The following is an 18,916-nucleotide window of genomic DNA, read 5'->3' on the forward strand; positions in this document are numbered from 1 at the left end:
GACATCTTTTACAAGTCGTTTTTTGACAATAATAACAATTTTCACGAAAAGAGCCTAATTGAATGATGTTTCCTGTAAAAGGTAAATAAATTCAAACCAATAATAGTTAACTTATTAAGTGCATGATTTCTTAGTATTGTTAGGTAATGTTAATATTAAAAATGAATATCTTAAGAAATCCTTCATATTTACCTAATCAAAAAGTTAAGATTTAGGTTGTATAGTATGAATCAGAAGAATTATTGTACTGAATGATTCCTTTGAACAAACAATGCTATAAACTATGGAGGAGTAAAAATATGAATACGTCATCATTATCTAAGATGTCTTTTATACTTCTAGCAACACTATTATTATGGATTAAAACGTATATTGTCTATAAAACTAGTTTTGATATAAAAATTGAATCTTGGTTACAAGAATTTATTCTTTTTATTAACCCATTAAGCTTTTTACTCATTCTGTTTGGGATTGCCATGTTTATTAAGGAGAAACATCGTAATAGGTACCTGGTCATAACGAGCCTCTTAGTTTCTTTTATTTTATTTGCAAATGTGTTGTATTATCGAGAATTTACCGACTTTATTACAATCCCTTTACTTTTTCAAACAAATAATTTAGCAGATTTAGATAATAGTATTTTTGAGCTACTACATTTTACAGATATATTGATGTTTGTTGACATTGTTGTATTGTATTTCATGATGCGAAATCGTCATAAACTTTCATCACGAACAACTTTTACAAACAGAGAACGTAGAGGCTATTTTTTAGTTGTAGCGGTAGTGGTATTTTTCAACTTAGGACTTGCAGAGTCAGAACGCCCGCAGCTGCTAACTCGTACATTTGATCGTGAAATGCTCGTAAAAAATATAGGGTCATACAATTACCACTTATATGATCTTGTGTTAACGTCCAAAACGTCAGCCCAAAGAGCACTTGCGGATAGTAGAATTTGTTGAGATAGAGAATTTTCTAAATGCGAATTACACAAAGCCAGATGAAGACCTTTTCGGTATTGCAAAGGATCGCAATGTCATTATGGTTTCAATGGAATCTCTGCAAAACTTTGTGATGAACGAAACAATTAATGGCGAAGAAATTACACCATTTTTAAATGATTTAATTGAAGAAAGCTATTACTTTAATAATTTTTACCATCAGACAGGTCAAGGAAAAACATCTGATTCTGAATTTGTAGTTGAAAACTCGTTATACCCTTTAGGTAGAGGTGCTGTGTTTTTCACGAATGCGGAAAATGAGTACCGTGCTACTCCAGAGATCTTAAAAGAAAAAGATTATTATTCTGCAGTGTTTCATGCAAATAATAAGAGCTTTTGGAATCGTGATGTCATGTATCCTAATCTTGGATATGACCGTTTCTTTTCATTGGTAGATTACGATGTGAACGAAGATAATTCAATTGGTTGGGGATTGAAAGATATTGAGTTTTTTGATCAATCTGTTGAGAAGCTAAAAACATTACCTCAACCGTTTTATACAAAATTTATTACGCTAACAAATCATTTCCCATTTGAGCTAGATGCAGAAGATAAAATGGTAGATGAATTTACGTCAAACAGTCGTACACTTAATCGTTATTTCCCGACGGTAAGATATATGGATGAAGCATTAAAAAGCTTTGTCGAACAATTAAAACTAGAAGGTTTATATGATAATTCAATTCTCGTGTTTTATGGTGACCACTATGGTATTTCAGAAAATCATAATAAAGCGATGGGAGAATTTTTACAGGAAGATATCACACCTTTTGATGTCGTACAATTACAAAAGGTTCCATTTATTATTCATATACCGGGTGTGACTGACAAAAATCCAGAAATGATTTCTAAAGTATCAGGTCAACTAGATGTGAAGCCAACACTTCTGCATTTATTAGGTGTCGAAACGAAGGATGATGTGCACTTCGGATCTGATATTTTCTCAGAAGATAAACTAAACTTTATTGTGCTTAGAGATGGAAGCTTTATCACTGAAAACTATGTATATACAAAATCTACGTGCTATGACAAAGAGACAAGGGAAGAGACGGACAGCTCTAAGTGTGAGCCTTATGAAGAAAAAGCAAGGCAAGAGCTAGAGTACTCCGATAACATTGTCTACGGGGATTTATTACGGTTTTATGAAGGAACATCATTAACAAATGGTTTAACTGAGCAAGAGTGAATCGGTTTTATATAAGTTACTATCTATCGTAAAGATTATGAGAGACATATCGAACATATCTGTTACTCTAATATAAGTGAAAAAACAAAGTTTTACGAAAAGAGCCTTAGAGCCACGCCCTAATTCGACAATTTTTTTAAAAATCCTATCAATCGACCATAATTACAAGTATAATGAAACAGACGTAAAAATGTTGGGAAGTGAAGTTGATGAGAAAAATAAAAATAGTGACTGATTCCACAATTGATGTTTCAGATGAGGTTTTACAAAAATATGGCATTGAAATGGTACCGTTAATGATAACAATAGAGGGGAAATCTTTTCTTGACAGAATTGACATTTCACCTAGTGAATTTCTAAATAAAATGAAACAAGCTGCCCAATTACCGAAAAGCTCACAGCCATCTACAGGACAATTTGTTGAATTATATGACAGATTAGATGAAGAAGGCTATGATGTGCTTTCCATTCATATGACAGGTGGTATGAGTGGTACTGTTGCATCTGCAGAAACTGCTGCAGAAATATCAAAAGCCAATGTGACTGTTGTCGATTCGAGGTTCCTTTCTAAAGCTTTAAGTTTTCAAGTGTTAGAAGCTGCAAAGATGGCTTCAGACGGTAAAAGTGTAGATGATATTGTGAATAGGTTAACAGAAATTCGTAACAATAGTTTTTTATATCTTACTGTTGATACACTTGAAAATTTAGTAAAGGGTGGCAGAATTGGCAAAGGGAAAGCGTTTATTGGCTCTTTACTGAACATAAAGCCGATATCTTCACTCGAAGGTGGAAGTATTACACCTGTTGGTAAAGTTAGGAGTCAATCGCAAATAGTGAAGTATTTAACTAAGCAATTTGTTAAGGATGTTGAAGGCAAAGTCATAAAAGCAGTAGGTATAGCACATGCAGATGCACGTGATCTAGCAGGAAAATTAAAAGAAGCGATTAGTCATGCCTCTGGGTATGAAGAAATTGAAATTGTAGATACAACCCCTGTTATTTCACTCCACACTGGAGCAGGTGCTATGAGTATTATGTATTTTGCTGAGTAAAGTAAATGCGTTTATGTAAAAAATTCAAACATTGGTAAATTTGAAAGAAATCTAATCCATTCTATACATTGAGTGAATGACTAACAAAATATAGGAAAGACAAATGTGTTAGTACGATTAAGAATTTAGTTTTGAAATAACTGCGTAATATTTTTAATTAGACTAACCAAATAAGAGGATATTCTGTTCATTATATGAGCAAATATCCTCTTTTTTTATACATATTAGAGCTATTAATTAGACGTTGTTAGTACTTGTTTAAATGTATAAAAAATCATAGAATGTATGTTTGTTAACTGTAAAGGACGTAGTTAACAGCGGGTTGAGTAGTGAGGTCATTAGAGGGAGCGTTCCTATTTTTTTAGGAATGAAGAGCTATGAGAGTAGAAGAGGTGCTCAATGAATACATATTACTAGATCAATAGACAGTCCAGTAATGCTAGTTATTCTTTTTGAATGCACTAACAAATTAATAAAACATGCAATACACTGACATGATGACATGAAAAAGACCCCACTCTTTAAATAGAGTAGGGCATTGCTTATATTTATTTACCCTTTTTGAAATGTAGTTACGTTGATGCATCTACAATTGAAAGCAAGTGTTACTCCTTGTGGGAGTGGACTACTTGAGATGACAGTTAATCTGTACTTATGGCATCCTGTTCCTGGTTCATCACAGACTGTATTATTAGGAGTTAATGTATATTGCTGATTAGCCCTATCATCAGTGAGGTTATATATACATAGAGTTTTTGTAGTACTTTCAGTAATACGTTCAACTATATAAAATAAGTTGATGGGATTTGGTATATCCTCAACCACATCAACGAGTATATCAGCCATTGAATCAACCTTTGCCACCCAATCCTTCTCACTGATCATTATAGTAGCTGTTGTTAAAGATACAAATGGTGTTGGTACAGGTATACCCACCCCATTACCACTAAAAGAAATAGGTGTATTTTCACAGCGACAAAATAATTCATTACTTCCTTTTCCTTTACATCGACAATCAGACATCCTTAAGTCATTCCTTTCATCAAAATTAATTAGCTTATCTTATATTTAGTCAATGCCTGATGTCATAAATGTGCAACTGACAGTTGTCTACATCTTATTATGGTAATGTCAATCTTTATTTTTTGGTGTTTTTAGGTTTAAGAATTGATAATTATGTTAATTAAGTAGTTTTTTTATAAATAATAGTATGAAAAAGAGGAATTTATGTGGCAGAAGTTGAAAAAAACTCTATACACTAACTTGTAAAGGATGTTCTGATGATACATAAATTCCATCGATTGAGTTTTTTTAAAAAAACATTAATCTTTTCATCAGTTTTTATCATTTTTTTAGGCACTGCAACAGCGGTAATTAGCTACCAAATACAAAAAAATGCTACAATTCAATTATTGTCTGAAAGTGCGATGAATTTATCTAATTTATGGAAGGAAACATTGGCACCAGAGGATGTTACTCTAATTAAGAGCAACCAAGAGATAAATTCCCCTTCAAGAACTCACATTATTGACCTCTTAAATCATATTCATGAAAACTATTCCATGTATTCAAGAGCTTACCTGTTAGATTTTGATCGTAACAATTACAATAGCTATCATGTCATTGTAGATTCAGAACATAATATACAAGGTGATCGAGAGCACGAACACCATTTACATAATAATAAGGAATATACCAATGCGTTTTCCACAGCAATAGTAGAAAATAAAAGTGCTGCAACAGGCTTATATAAAGATCAAATGGGGTTATGGATCACTGCTTTTACACCAATTGTCGACGATGAGGAAAATATAATTGCAGTGTTAGCTATAGATCTAGACGCTACTGAGATTCAAGGGGACTTGAGGAATTTACTAATATCTTTATTTATCAGTTTTGTTATTTTATTTAGTATCATCTTAAAGATTCAGCAATGGGGTTTTTCTAAGATGATGGATCCTTTAAAACAGCTTTTTGAAGGGGTTTACCAAGTTAGTAGAGGTAACTTTGATGTAAAGCTATCATATGTAGATACTTCTGAATTAGGATATTTAAGAGATGAATTTAATAGTATGGTTGGGCATTTACGAACGATATTTGAACGTGTTCAAGTTACAGCAGAGCATTTTGGAAAAAGAACTTATGCTACTCGACAGTTGCATGGGTTTGAAAAAGCGATAGGTGAAATTGATGAAATTATTCATCAAACGAAACTTCAGAAAGAACTACAAAGAGCTGAAAAAATGAATGCAATTGGTCAAATGGCTGCATCAGTCGCTCATGAAATTAGAAACCCGATGACGGTAGTAAAAGGTTTTCTTCAGATTTTTCTCGCTAATGAAAATATAAAGAGTCAAGAAAGAGAGTTTATTCATTTAATGATAAATGAGTTAAACAGGGCAGAAACGATTATTAATGACTATTTGTCTCTTGCTAAACCTGATGTAGGTGAATGTGCAGAAGTGAATTGTAGTGACATCGTTAAAAATGTTACTGATATTGTGAACTCATATGCTCTGATGAAAAATAATATCTCGATTATAGAACATGTAGAAGAAGGGCTTTACGTAAAAGGAAATAAAGGGGAACTGAAACAAGTGTTGCTAAATATTATGAAAAATGGCATTGAAGCAATGAAAGCAGAGGGAGAGTTATCAGTCATATGTGTAAAAGATAGTTCATATGTACGCATTGAGATAACAGATTCTGGCATTGGAATGACTCAGGATGAGCTTGATCGCTTGGGCACACCTTTTTATTCGTTAAAAGAGAAGGGCACAGGAATTGGTCTTATGGTATGTTATCAAATTATTGAGCAAATGAAAGGGAAAATTATAGTAGAAAGTATTAAGAATAAAGGGACCACCTTTAGCTTATATTTACCTATTGTAAACTAGTATCGATAAGTGTTATACAAAATAAGTAGACTGAAAGTTACTAGAGTTCTTCAATACGGTAATTTAGCTCAGAACTAGCACTATAATTTTGTTAACCCCGTCTTGCAATATAGAATGGGGTTATTTGCTGTAATGTTAAGAGGGTTAATAATACGTATGATTGTACGCGTTGAATGTATCTGGAATTTGTCGCATATTGATAACATCCATTATTTAAAACATATCTTCATAAATTCTTCATTTTTATGTAATTAAAAACTTAAGAATTACCTTGTAATATAAGACACGACAATAAGGAAATAAGGTGATATATAGTACATATGTTATGTAACTTTTTGTGCGTATATGTCGTTTAATATTTTGTAGGTTTGAAAAAACTTTGACTATGCACTTCACAAAAATAATGTTATTAGATATAATATCACTGTACTATGAGTAGTAATACAGAAAATACAAAAAGAGAAATTAGATTTTGTTAAGGAGAGGGAAGCATTGAAGATAAAGCGATATATATTAGTATTACTATTATTACTAGTAGGTAGTGTCTTATTTACAGAAACAGCTTTAGCAGCTAACGACTTAAAGGTTGATGTTTCATATGGTTTTGACAAAAAGGTTCAAAGGGGACGAGGCTTTCCAGTAACCATTACGTTATCAAACGAAAATGAGAAAGCGGTAAGTGGAGATTTAGTAATTGTTTCCGAAACTAATCGCAAAGTCGGTAATACTGTTATCCATGTGGAGCTTGCCAAAGGTGAAACAAAAAAAATTCAAACTTCAATTTCAGGACTTGAGGAAAATTTAGTACGCATGCAAACCTCAAATAAAGAATCATTAATTAAATTTTATGAGGGAAGCTGGGAAGATAACAAAGAAGTTGAGTTAATTGGTAATAAAAATCTTGAGCCAATCAATTTAAATGAAAGTCGTTTAGTTTTAGGTGTGTTATCTGACTCGCCGGACTCACTGAATTTTTTAAAGCTTACAAAGTATAATGGTGAAGTTGTAGAGGTACTGAATATACAAGAAGATGAACTACCTAATGAAGAGCTAGGCTTACAAGTGTTTGATGTACTCGTTATTAATGATTTTCAAGTGACGTCTTTATCAACACAAAGGCAACAGGCTATAAAAAATTGGGTGAATAGTGGGGGACATTTAATTATTGGGAGTGTACCGAATATAGCCACCCAGCTAGGGGAAGTAGGTAATTTATTACCACTTCAAGTTACGAATGAACAATTTATTGATCAGTTTGCTTTTTTACAGCAGTACGGTGGAGATGATTTGCCGACATTAACCAATATTCCTATTATGACTGGAGATTTAGTAGATAAAACGAAGGTAGTATTTTCTGATAACTCATTACCTATCACTTTAAATAAAGATGTTGGTAGTGGTGAAATAACTCAATTTACTTTTAACATAGGAGCAGAAAGTTTAAGTATATGGAGTGGATATGCAAATTGGTGGGATGATGTCTTTGCAAAGCTTGTAGAAAAGAATTATGATAAAAACTATTTCCATTATGATTTATCAGAAATTGCAGAGATATTCCATTCATCAGCTATACCGTTAAATATATTGATACTTACTTTTGTTATCTACTTATTAGTAATCATCCCTGTTCTATATATTATTCTACGAAAAGTTGATCAACGGGAAAAAGCTTGGATTATCATTCCAACTATTTCTATTCTTGTGACTGTGTCAATATTTTTCGTCGGAGCGAAGGATCGTTTAGGTAGTGTAAAAGTAAATGAGGTAAGTATATTAGCTATCGATGAACAAGGTGTTGGTAATGGATTAGGAGTTGCTACATTCTTATCCAACAATGGTGGTGATTATACCCTTACTTCAAAGTCTGAATCGTATCAACCTATTCCAATATTAAACCGTTATTCTGACTCAATTGATGTCATTGAAAATTTTGCTATGGTTGAAAGTAGTCAAGGTAAGACAGCACTTACTTATAATGACGTTGAATATTGGTCTTTACGCTCAGCGACGGGAAATATTACAAATGAGCCTATAGGCAAAATTGATGTGAAGCTTCAAGTAGAAAATGGGAAATTAGTAGGGTCATTAAGCAACCAATTAGATTTGGATTTGCAGGAAGTGTATTTAGTCGCTGGTAGCCATGCTTATGATCTAGGAAATATTAAGCGAGGTACCACAACGGATATAACACTGGATATAAAATCAAATAATTTGGCTAACGTAGTAGCTGGTCCAACACATTCTGCTGCATTGTCTGCCTTTCCAGGAATGGACGTTTGGGGTGGGCAAATAGAAAAGAATGACTTAGAGAATTGGAGAAAATATCGTTTATTGTCAACAGCCATAAGTGATAGATATTCTTTAGCAAAACATAATCAGCCTCTTCTAGTCGCTTTTACAAACGACTCAATTACTGATATATCAATAAAGGATAAAAAATCAGTTAATAATGCATTGAACCTATTAATGCAAAATGTAGAAATAGATACTGTAGGTGTAGGAGAATTTTTGCTACCTGAAGGAACTATTATACCAAGTGTCTCAGTTGAGGAGGGAGAAAATGGTCGAGTAGTTGACAATGGTTTGGAGTACGGTGAAAACTGGATCTATATGGAAAAAGGTAAATATTTGATATCTTATCAAATTCCTTCATCCATAACAGCAAAAGATTCATCACTTTCCAGCTTGAAAATTAGCTTAAATCGTGAAGCAGCTGGTGCATATAGCTTATTGAATAATGTTACAGGTGAATCGGTTGAATTGTCAGGTAAACAGCTCTTTAACTTTAAAGAAAATGTCAACGAGTTTGTTAATGAAAATGGCATAATTACTATAAAATTAGAAGTATCGGACCATCAAGATATTCGTGTGCCTACTATTTCAGTTGAGGGGGAAATCAAATGATAGAAACAATTAACTTAACGAAAAGATATGGTTCCTTTACCGCACTTGATTCATTAAACCTCAATGTAAGAGAAGGTACTGTATTTGGGTTTGTAGGTCACAACGGTGCTGGTAAATCAACTACTTTTTCGATCTTGGCAACATTAATGGCACCAACATCTGGAACAGCATATGTAAACGGTTATGACGTGACGAAGGATCCAAAAAATGTTAGAAAGTCAATAGGGTATATGCCAGACTTTTTTGGGGTCTATGATCAATTCAAAACAATCGAATATTTACATTTTTATGGTGGTAGTTATGGCATTCCAGAACGTGAAAGAAACGTGCTCATACCACAGCTATTAGAACTGGTCAATTTATCACATAAAAAGGATTCGTATGTGGATGTGCTATCAAGAGGAATGAAACAAAGGCTTTGCCTCGCTCGTGCTTTAATTCATGATCCTAAATTGCTAATTTTGGATGAACCTGCATCAGGGTTAGACCCCCGTGCAAGAATTGAAATGCGTGAGATTTTAAAAGAGCTAAAGAACATGGGTAAAACGATTATTATTTCTTCTCACATTTTACCAGAGCTTGCTGAGATGTGTGATGAAATTGGGGTAATTGACAGTGGAAAGCTTGTAGCGACAGGATCAGTCGCTCAAATACAAAAACAATTACAAGCAAATAAAGTAATTAATGTAAAATTAGTAGATGATATGGCAAAAGCTTATGCGTTTTTTGAAGACCAACAGTTTGTTACAAATCTTCACAGGAACGAAAGGTTTGAAAATGTATTATCATTTGCCTTTTCAGGGGATGATCAGGAACAAACGAACTTATTAAAAAAAGCGTTGTCTGAGAACCTTCTTATTCTTTCATTTAGTGAAGAAGATTCTAACCTGGAAGATATTTTCCTAGAAATCACGAGAGAGGTAGAGTGACAATGAGAAGCCTATTAATTAATCCAGTGTTAAATAAGGAGATTAAACTCCGTTTTCGTTCATTTAAAAGCTTCCTTGGCATTTTATTCTATCTATTAGTTTTAGGAGGAATTGCACTAGGATATATTTATTTAGATAGTTCAAACTCTCCAGGCGGAATTGTTAAACCGAATGAAAGTCAAGAAATGTTTATGATCATATCAGTTCTACAATTGGGGCTCATATTATTTATGACCCCTGGGTTAACGGCAGGTACCGTTAGTGGTGAACGTGAAAGACAAACATTAAACATCTTGTTAACGACACAGCAATCTTCAACGAGTATTATCGTTAGCAAACTGGTTTCTTCATTGGCGTACTTGTTCTTAATCATTTTTTCATCACTACCATTATATAGTATCGTCTTCTTATTTGGTGGGGTGTCACCGAACACTTTAATATCAGTATTTGTCATTTATTTACTAACGATAGTAACTGTAGGGAGTATAGGTATTTTATGTTCTACACTTATTCGCAAAACAATCGTATCAATGATTGTTACGTATGGTGTTATGTTATTTCTTACAGCTGGTACAGCAGCGATTATGTTATTTTCTTTTCAAATGACTGGATATTCATATAATGCCAATCCTCAACCAACAAATGTTGTTGCATATATATGTGGAATGTTTAACCCATTTGCGGTGATCCTTGCTGAACTTGAACCGAACGCAGCGAATGAATTTGCTGATATGACAAATATTGATTTTTCATTATTCATTAGTTTTACATTTTCCTATTTAATCATTACAGTTATATGTTTACTAATCAGCATTAAGAAGCTTCGCCCAAAAATGAAACCGAAGAGAGGGTGATAAAGTGGAAGAAAAACAGAAGTTCTTTTCTTTTCTCAAAGTTCTTAAAAAGAAATTGCTCAAGGAACATGTGAGTACCAACCTTCATTATGTGTTTGTCGCGGTAGCTAGTATATTCTTTTTCCTAGCTATCGCATCGAGGTTTATCATAATACTTCACCCTATAATGATCGCTTTGGCCATAAGTGTTGTTGCTATCATAACATCAGTTATATTCACTGTTAAAAACAGACCTAAAGATCAAGTTGCAGCACAACTTTATGATGAATATGTCGGTGAAGATCGTGTGCAAACAGCCTTGTCGTATATAAATGATGAATCGATTATTAGTCAATTGCAACGACGTGATACTTTATCACATATGAAAAAGGAACATCAACAAGTAGAAACGAGGAAACTGTCTTTATTTCATGGCAAGAAGATTGTTATTTCGGTAATGTTGGCGGTATGTACTACATTATCACTCATGTTTCCTAATGATGTCATGGAGAGTGCAAAGCTTGAACAGATCGATAAGCAAATAACTAAAGAAACAAAAAAAGAGATTGAAAAAATCAACAAGCCAGATGATAAAAAGTTAGCAAAAGACGTTGATGATCTAAAAAAACAACTGTCAACTCCGAATGATAGTAAGGAATTGCTAGCTGATTTACAGGCCCAGGAAGCAAAGCTAGCGAATAAGAAAGAAAAAGCCTTAAAGCAACAGCAGTTATTACAAAAGATTCAACAAAATATAAATCAATCTAGCTTGAACCAATTGTCTGCTGCACTTTCAGAGCAAAATCAACAAAAATTACAAGAAGCGCTTGAAAAGTTAAAGAAGGACCTTAACGGGTTACCTAAAAATGATAAAGAAGCAATAGAATCTGTGCTTGCAGAAACTACTGGGCAACAGCCAGACTTGGAACAGCTTTCGGCAGAACAACTAAATGAATTATTGGCAAACCTTGAACAGCAATTAAATGATGCATTTGCTGAATCTAACTCACTGCAAGAGCTTGATGAGCTACAACAACAACTACAACAGACATCAGCATCACTACAACAGCAAATGGTTAATGCTGGTTTAGGGACACCTTCACAACTGGCCTTACAACAAAATAACAGTGCTTCAACGACTGCAACACAAAGTGGAACGAACAGTAGCAACCAATCACAATCAGGTAATAATCAAGGAAACGGCTCGGGCTCAGGTTCAGGATCAGGCTCAGGATCAGGATCAGGCTCAGGTGGAACAGGCTCAGGTACAGGTGGATCTGGAGCTGGATTTGGTCAAGGATCTCGTGAACTAACAATACCTGAGTATTTGAACGGTACTAATACGATTGAGAATGACTTTAGCGAATTAGGTAAAGGTAGTAGTGAACAGTCTGAGGGTCAGGGGCCAATTTTAAATGGTACGTTACGTCCGTATGAGGAAGTTTATGGAGAATATGCACAAGCATATAGAGAGAGTATTGATCGCTCAGATTTACCATCGTATTTAGAAGAAGTTGTGAAGGATTATTTCACAGAAATAGATCCAGGGGAGGAGTAAAATCGTGGTAGAATTAGCACAAAAAGAGCAACAATTACAAGCAGTTGCAGATAAGATATCAAAATCTAAACTAGAGATTTCTAAATTTATAGTAGGGCAAGAGGACGTGGTTGACCAAGTATTATGGACGATTTTTGCTGGTGGACACGCATTGTTAGAGGGGTTACCCGGACTTGGAAAAACGATGCTTATTCGAACAATTTCTGACGTTATGAACTTGGATTTTTCAAGAATCCAGTTTACTCCAGATTTAATGCCTTCTGACATTACTGGGACAATGATGTTAGAGCCTAACGAGCAAGGAAAGCAAAACTTTGTTTTTCACGAAGGTCCAGTCTTTGCGAATATTGTCTTAGCTGATGAAATTAACCGTGCAACACCTAAGACTCAAAGCTCTCTTCTTGAGGCCATGGCTGAAAAAACAGTAACTGTTATGGGTGATACGAAAAAATTAGCAGAGCCCTTTTTTGTTCTTGCGACCCAAAACCCGTTGGATACTGAAGGTACGTATCCATTACCAGAAGCACAAATGGATCGATTTTTATTGAAAATTAACGTCGATTACCCTACGAAAGAACAACTGAAGGAAATTATCAAAAAGACAACAACAACGACAACACCATCATTACAAAAAGTGATCAATCGTGATGATATAGTTGAAATCCAAAATCTTGCTAAAGAGATACTTGTTAGTGACGATGTGTTAGAATTTGCAACCAATATCATCGTTGCAAGTCATCCTACGAATGATTCTTCACCAGAGATGATAAGAAAGTTTGTTCGTTATGGCTCAGGGCCTCGTGGGTTACAAAGTATGATACAAATCGGTAAGGTGCATGCGTTAAGTAATAGTAGAGTTCATCTTTCAAAAGGAGATATTAAAAAGTGTGCGAAAGCTGTTTTACGGCATCGGCTATTTTTAAATTTTGAAGGTGAAGCGGCCGGTATTAGTACAGATACCATCATTGAAGAATTAATTACAACTGTTGAGCAAAGCGTGAATAAAAAATGACCAACATTTTAGACAGTGCTTTATTAATGCGTCTTAATAAGCATCGAATTCAGTCAAAACGACAAAAGCGTGGCTTCCAACAAGGAGCAAGAAGATCAATGAAACAAGGGCAATCATTGGACTTTTCGGATTATCGTCAATATCAGCCAGGTGATGACTTGCGACAAATTGATTGGAATATATATGCACGTACAAACAAGCATTATATTAAGAGATTTTTAGATGAACAAGAATTAGTTATTTCTTTATATTTAGATTGTTCAAAATCAATGAATCTAATTGACGAAAAATGGCTTTTGGCTAAAAGGTTAGCAGCTACACTTGGATATATGTCATTAAGTCATGATGATAGAGTTGGGATTTTTCCAGTATGTTCTACGGACTCTCCGTTTTTTTATAAAAAAGGGAGAGCATATGCTAACAAGGCTGCTTTTTATATAAGTGAGTTAACAAATAGTGTATCAGAACAAACTACATTTTCGCAAAGTATTACTAATAACATCGTTCCTAAATCAGGTGTGAGCATCATCATAAGTGACTTTTTAGAGCCACTAGATGATATAACGGCTGCTCTTAAAAAAATTCAGGCGAATAGACAGGAATTATATGTAATTCAATTATTAACGGAAGAAGAAACTAATCCAAACTATCAAGGTGATTTAAAATTAATAGATAGTGAGATGAATCAACAAATGAATGTTTCAATGTTACCTTCAATTAAAAGAAATTATGTGAACCGTGTAAACCAACATACTGAGGATCTAGAGCAATTTTGCTTTGATCGTGGAATTGGTTTTATAAGATGTTCTACAAACGAAACAATTGAAGAAATTATTTTTGAATCGTTGATGCCAAAAGGTTGGATTGTGTGAGGTGAGTAGATGGGATTAATAGCGCCAACATATTTGTTGTTAAGCATCTTTTTATTAGTAGTTATCGCTTTTTATTTATTTAGAAAAAAATATCAACAGCAAGTGATTCCATCGACACTGTTATGGCAACAAGTGATGCAAGAGTGGGAAGCATCTAAATGGTGGAGGAGGTTGCAGCGTCACATCCTGCTATACCTACAACTGCTAATCCTTTCCATGATTATTATCGCTTTAGCCCAACCGTATTTTAATGATTCAGCAATTGAAGGGGATCACATTGTTATCGTGGTAGACACATCAGCATCAATGAGTGCTAAAGAAAAAGAGGAAAGACGTATTGATATAGCAAAAAATGAGATTGCAAAAATGATAGATAAATTACAAGCTCAAAAAGTCACAATTATTGGGTCGGGTAAGAAGCCGGAAATATTATTATTACAAGATCCGAATAAGCAAAACATCCGTAAAGTGATCAGTGATTTACAATTGTCTTATGAGAATGCTAACATTGCTGAAGCAATTCAATATGGAGCTGCGTTATTAGCAGATGATACAGGTGAAATCCAAGTTTTTTCTGATTCGGTTATGGAGGAAGACATAGCTACAATGTTTGTTGACGAGAGGATTGTCGTAAATAACATCGGTACTTCAACAAATAATATTTCTTTAAGATCTTTCGGTGTCGGTGAAATTGGTGATGAGATAAGGGCAGTTGCGTCTGTAGCAAATGATTCAGCGAGTAAGGTAATATTTACAATAAATATTGAGTCGAATGGTAAGCAATTGCATACATCAAAGGAAGAAATTGAGCCTAAAACAATACGTGATATTCAAATTCCTCAACTGCCTGAATACGATTATTACAAAGCAACTATTCATGTAAATGATGATTATCAGCTCGATAATAGCAGTGTTGCTTTTATGAATATAAATGATGACCCAACCGTCAATCTAATAGGTAATGTGAGTCCATTTATATCTAAAGCACTCGTCAATATGAGTAAAGAAGTAGTTCAAGCAGACAGTGTTGATGACCTCACAGACAGTGAAGACGGAGTATATATCGTAAGTAATTTACCTGAGGAAAAATGGCCCGATGGTCCCTTAATGATTCTGTCACCTACCTTAGGTGGTTCTTATGAAGTAAAAGAAAAAGTACAACTTGAACAAGCAATTGAAGTGAAGAGTAATGATCCATTATTTCAATTTGTTAACATGAATAATATTTACGTTCAAAATGCGTACCCACTTGAAGGTTTAGAACTATCTACAATTGCATCAAGTGGTAAAACGGATCTTATTAGTAAGGGCACATATGAAGGACATCCTATAATTTTCTTGTCCATGGATATCGAAGATTCAGATTGGCCTCTACATGCAAGTTTTCCGATCTTTTTATATAATGCGGTCACTTATTTAACTGAGCAGAATTCTCAACTAGGTTATTTTTCTCCTGGTGAGGTAAGAGACGTTTCTTTATCGACGGATGCGTCAAGTCGTTCTATTCTTAATGAAGATTATGAAGTAGTGAAGGATATGACTATGGATGATGGGGTTTTAGCAGTTCCAAATGAACCTGGAATTTATAGGTTTATTGAACGTGGTGAAGATGGACAGAAGGAAAAGTTATTTGCAGTCATCTTAGAGGAAAGTGAAAAGAAGATGGTGTCTTCAGAAAGTTTTGTCTTAGCTGAATCTGACTCTAAAGCTGAAAACAATACAAGCAAACGGCATAATGTCGCTTCATACTGGTTTATATTAATTGCCACTATGATATTAATTGTGGAATGGGAGGTGTACCGACGTGGGATTAGAGCTTAAGTATCCTCTCCTGCTCTTACTATTTATACCTGCAATTATGACGATTGTGTTCTTTGCGAAAGACAGAACACAGCTAGGTAAGATTGAAAAAGTGTCTGTTATTACGCTTAGATCGATCATATATACATTATTAATCCTTGCCTTGACGGTACCGACTATATTATACCCAATTAATGGAGTGACGACTGTATTTGTCGTCGATCGTTCTGCAAGTGTTGGCCAACAAGAAAATAAGATGGTTGGGGCTGTGGAGGATGCGGTAGATAAGAAGGAAGTAGAGGACCGCTATGGTATCGTATCTGTGGCTGATAATGCATCTGTAGTTCGTTCCATATCAGAAAAACCGTTGAATACGACGCAGTTGCCTGTTATGGAAAAGACAAATTATACAAATCTAGCAGAAGGTATTCAACTCGCTTCGTCTATGCTGTCAAATGCAGGAGGCAGGGTTGTAGTATTAACAGACGGGAATGAAAACGTAGGTGATGCTTTGCAGGCTACGAAATTTGCAGCACAACAAGGTATAGAAATTGATGTAATGCCATTTGCACCGGCAACTAAAACTGATGTAGCGATAGAAAGCCTTGAAGTACCATCTACATTATATGTAGGGGAACAAGCAAAGCTAAGTATAGATATAGAAAGTAATCAAGATTTGAATGCTACTCTACAAATCACGAAAAACAATGAACAAATTATTAGTGAAAAGATTGATGTAAAGCAAGGAAGAAACAGTTATTCTTTTTCACATATCGTAGATTCTACTACATTGCATTCATATAAAGCAGAAATCATTGCAGAAGGTGATGAAGTACAACAAAATAATGCTGCCCATGCAGTTGCTAGCGTAAAAGGAACACCAACTATTTTGATCGTTGAAGGCAACGAAGGTGATGCGGATAATTTAGCAAACGCGATTAATTCAGCCAGCTTGAGTATAGTAGAAACAAAACCAGAGTTATTGCCTACCAATATTGCTTCTCTGCTACAATATGACTCAATCGTCTTTGCTAATGTTTCAGCTACAAAGGTCAGCCAATTACAAATGGAAATGATTAAAACGGCTGTAAATGATTTCGGTGTAGGTTTCATCATGACAGGTGGTATGGAAAGCTTCGGTCTTGGTGGATATTTTAAAACACCAATTGAGGATATTCTTCCTGTGGATATGGAGCTTAAAGGTAAACAAGAAATGCCGTCCTTAGGAATGGCCATTGTGTTAGATCGTTCAGGAAGTATGGCAGGTTATAAAATGGACCTTGCTAAAGAAGCTGCTGCACGAACGGTTGAATTATTAAGAGATAAAGATACTCTTGGTTTTATCGCTTTTGACGACAAACCATGGCAAATTGTTGAAACTGCACCCCTAGATGATAAACAAGAGGTAGTAGATAGTATTCGTTCAATTCAGGAAGGTGGAGGGACAGCTATTTTTCCCGCTTTACAGCAAGCGTATGATCAATTAACACCTCTTGAGTTAAAACGAAAACACATCATTTTATTAACAGACGGTCAATCTGCAACCAATGCTGACTATAACTCATTAATATCTGATGGATTAAATGATAATATTACGATTTCGACTGTTGCAATTGGCTCAGATGCAGACCGAAGATTACTTGAATCTCTTGCAATGGAAGGAAATGGGCGCTTCTATGATGTTGCTGATGCCTCAACAATTCCTAGTATATTGTCTAGAGAAACGGCTTTGACTACTAGAACATACATTGAAGATAATCCGTTTTATCCTACACCAATTGCAGGTACAAGTGTATCGCAATTGTTTGGCGAGGGCATTCCGAAAATGAATGCTTATATTGCGACGACAGAAAAGGGAAGGGCTGAAACAGTTCTTACATCTGAAAAGGGTGACCCAGTGCTAACTAGTTGGAAATCCGGTTTAGGTAAAACAATAGCTTGGACGTCTGATCTAAAAGGTGAATGGGCAGGAGCTTGGCCAGCATGGAATGAGTGGCCTGTTATGTGGAATGATCTAATTACATGGACGTTACCTACATTTCAACAGAATGCATATGATGTTGTTCAAACTACAAATGGCAAAGAAGTAGTACTAACGATTGAATCAGCCGACACAGATTTATTGCCATTAGAGAGCAAGCTTGTGGACGACCAAGGTTCAGAGGTTGATGCAGAGCTACGTAGTATAGCTCCAGGAAAGTATGAAATGAGCTTTGCTGCTGAACCTGGAATTCATTATTTGCAATTAATGAAGCGTGAAGGAGAAGAAATTAAGAGTACTTTTAACAAAGCTATAGTAGTTCCATATTCAAAAGAGTTTGAAGTAAAAAGAGAAAATGATCCATTACTTCAAGACATTGTAACGGTTGGGAATGGTAAGCTAATAGAAAGTCCTGAACAAGCATTTCGAGCGTTAACAAATAAAAATGTGAAAAAGCAAACGATTGAAGAATTATTATTGTTGCTAGCCTTCTTCCTTTTTATTATAGAAATTGCTATAAGAAGATTTGGTATACAGCCGCTTATTGCCAAAGTAGCTACCATCCGCTCAAACCATCAGCATGAAGCTGCTGCCAAAAATGAAAAAATAGAAAAAACGTTCGGAAGATTACAAGAAAAGAAAAAGGTATCTACACATCGTATTCATCAAGTAGAGACTAAAATGACTATTGATAAAAATGTAACAAAGAACGTTAGTAACAAGCCTATTTCTAACGTTAAGCAAAAGGATAATAAGATTCTCAAAAATAATGGTGATAATAAGGCGAACAGTAAAATTGCCCAAACCGATGATCATGAGGATAGGCTTGATCGATTATTAAAAGCAAAAAATAAAAGACGTCGTTAATTGTGACAATTTAGTGTCTGTGAT

Annotated in this window: 11 protein-coding genes and 1 pseudogene; 11 read left to right on the forward strand and 1 reads right to left on the reverse strand. The window is 34.7% G+C overall.

Features of this window, described 5'->3' with window-relative positions; all coding sequences use genetic code 11:
* The first annotated feature begins 299 nt into the window (after window positions 1-299).
* A pseudogene (locus tag V1503_RS21865) lies at window positions 300-2,187 on the forward strand (LTA synthase family protein).
* Window positions 2,188-2,396: 209 nt separating this feature from the next.
* On the forward strand, window positions 2,397-3,239 hold the full coding sequence (locus V1503_RS21870) for a DegV family protein (protein ID WP_410629139.1): 843 nt from the start codon (window positions 2,397-2,399) through the stop codon (window positions 3,237-3,239).
* A 552-nt stretch (window positions 3,240-3,791) separates the two neighbouring features.
* Here V1503_RS21870 and V1503_RS21875 read toward each other — a convergent pair.
* Entirely contained in the window at window positions 3,792-4,262 is a 471-nt protein-coding gene (locus V1503_RS21875; RefSeq protein ID WP_410629140.1) for a hypothetical protein, read from the reverse strand.
* A 257-nt stretch (window positions 4,263-4,519) separates the two neighbouring features.
* Here V1503_RS21875 and V1503_RS21880 point away from each other — a divergent pair, with 257 nt between their 5' ends.
* The 9 genes from V1503_RS21880 to V1503_RS21920 all read left to right on the forward strand — a co-directional run bounded on the left by V1503_RS21880 (window position 4,520) and on the right by V1503_RS21920 (window position 18,892).
* Entirely contained in the window at window positions 4,520-6,136 is a 1,617-nt protein-coding gene (locus V1503_RS21880) for an ATP-binding protein (protein ID WP_410629141.1), read from the forward strand.
* 492 nt (window positions 6,137-6,628) lie between these two features.
* A complete protein-coding gene (locus V1503_RS21885) occupies window positions 6,629-9,040 on the forward strand; it encodes a DUF8725 domain-containing protein (protein ID WP_410629142.1) in 2,412 nt (803 codons plus the stop codon).
* Window positions 9,037-9,969 (forward strand): ABC transporter ATP-binding protein, encoded by a 933-nt coding sequence (locus V1503_RS21890; RefSeq protein ID WP_410629143.1) that lies wholly within the window; start codon window positions 9,037-9,039, stop codon window positions 9,967-9,969. Before V1503_RS21885 ends, V1503_RS21890 begins: the two co-directional genes overlap by 4 nt.
* A 2-nt stretch (window positions 9,970-9,971) precedes the next feature.
* Window positions 9,972-10,823: an ABC transporter permease gene (locus V1503_RS21895; protein WP_410629144.1), complete on the forward strand. Its 852-nt coding sequence runs from the start codon at window positions 9,972-9,974 to the stop codon at window positions 10,821-10,823.
* Between the two features lie 4 nt (window positions 10,824-10,827).
* Window positions 10,828-12,360, forward strand: coding sequence for a DUF8809 domain-containing protein (locus tag V1503_RS21900; RefSeq protein WP_410629145.1), 1,533 nt, complete (start codon window positions 10,828-10,830; stop codon window positions 12,358-12,360).
* A gap of 4 nt (window positions 12,361-12,364) precedes the next feature.
* Window positions 12,365-13,372, forward strand: a complete 1,008-nt coding sequence (locus V1503_RS21905) for an AAA family ATPase (protein WP_320258601.1) — start codon at window positions 12,365-12,367, stop codon at window positions 13,370-13,372.
* Window positions 13,369-14,244 (forward strand): DUF58 domain-containing protein, encoded by an 876-nt coding sequence (locus V1503_RS21910; RefSeq protein ID WP_410629146.1) that lies wholly within the window; start codon window positions 13,369-13,371, stop codon window positions 14,242-14,244. The genes V1503_RS21905 and V1503_RS21910 overlap by 4 nt, the downstream gene beginning before the upstream one ends.
* A 9-nt stretch (window positions 14,245-14,253) precedes the next feature.
* Window positions 14,254-16,065 (forward strand): vWA domain-containing protein, encoded by a 1,812-nt coding sequence (locus tag V1503_RS21915; RefSeq protein WP_410629147.1) that lies wholly within the window; start codon window positions 14,254-14,256, stop codon window positions 16,063-16,065.
* The gene (locus V1503_RS21920; RefSeq protein ID WP_410629148.1) at window positions 16,049-18,892 is read left to right on the forward strand and encodes a VWA domain-containing protein; all 2,844 of its coding nucleotides are present in this window, start codon (window positions 16,049-16,051) and stop codon (window positions 18,890-18,892) included. Before V1503_RS21915 ends, V1503_RS21920 begins: the two co-directional genes overlap by 17 nt.
* Window positions 18,893-18,916 lie beyond the last annotated feature (24 nt).

Origin of the sequence: Nanhaiella sioensis (assembly GCF_046557775.1) — a bacterium.
GTDB lineage: Bacteria > Bacillota > Bacilli > Bacillales > SM2101 > Nanhaiella > Nanhaiella sioensis.

What these genes read in the sequence shown, in the direction of transcription:
- V1503_RS21870 (WP_410629139.1), top strand. Translation starts at nt 2,397, where the DNA reads ATGAGAAAAATAAAAATAGTGACTGATTCCACAATTGATGTTTCAGAT.
- V1503_RS21875 (WP_410629140.1), bottom strand. Translation starts at nt 4,262, where the DNA reads ATGTCTGATTGTCGATGTAAAGGAAAAGGAAGTAATGAATTATTTTGT.
- V1503_RS21880 (WP_410629141.1), top strand. Translation starts at nt 4,520, where the DNA reads ATGATACATAAATTCCATCGATTGAGTTTTTTTAAAAAAACATTAATC.
- V1503_RS21890 (WP_410629143.1), top strand. Translation starts at nt 9,037, where the DNA reads ATGATAGAAACAATTAACTTAACGAAAAGATATGGTTCCTTTACCGCA.
- V1503_RS21895 (WP_410629144.1), top strand. Translation starts at nt 9,972, where the DNA reads ATGAGAAGCCTATTAATTAATCCAGTGTTAAATAAGGAGATTAAACTC.
- V1503_RS21910 (WP_410629146.1), top strand. Translation starts at nt 13,369, where the DNA reads ATGACCAACATTTTAGACAGTGCTTTATTAATGCGTCTTAATAAGCAT.
- V1503_RS21915 (WP_410629147.1), top strand. Translation starts at nt 14,254, where the DNA reads ATGGGATTAATAGCGCCAACATATTTGTTGTTAAGCATCTTTTTATTA.